Source organism: Nocardia sp. NPDC052112 (assembly GCF_040680135.1).
GTDB lineage: Bacteria > Actinomycetota > Actinomycetes > Mycobacteriales > Mycobacteriaceae > Nocardia.
Genome location: NZ_JBFAWD010000006.1, coordinates 76,214 through 76,514, shown reverse-complemented (window position 1 = coordinate 76,514; position 301 = coordinate 76,214). Strand labels below are relative to the sequence as shown.

Below are 301 nucleotides of genomic sequence, written 5' to 3'. Positions count from 1 at the left end.
TCGACGACATCATGAACCAACTCGGCGGAGCCCAGCCAGGCGACACCACCACGATCGATCCACAGGACGCCACAGCCCAGCCGAATCAGTTCCCCGGCCTCGACGACATCATGAACCAACTCGGCGGTATTGCCGGTGTCGATCAGCAGCCGGCGGACCAACAGCCGACCGATCAGCAACCCACAGACCAACAGCCGATCGACCAGCAACCCACAGACCAACAGCCGATCGACCAGCAACCCACAGACCAACAGCCGATCGACCAGCAACCCACAGACCAACAGCCGATCGACCAGCAACC

At 61.8% G+C, this 301-nt stretch carries 1 protein-coding gene; it reads right to left on the bottom strand.

Annotated elements, in window-relative coordinates; translation table 11 throughout:
• Nucleotides 1-301 (bottom strand): hypothetical protein (locus AB0L58_RS12960; protein WP_364385820.1); only part of this gene is annotated, 301 nt, incomplete at both ends.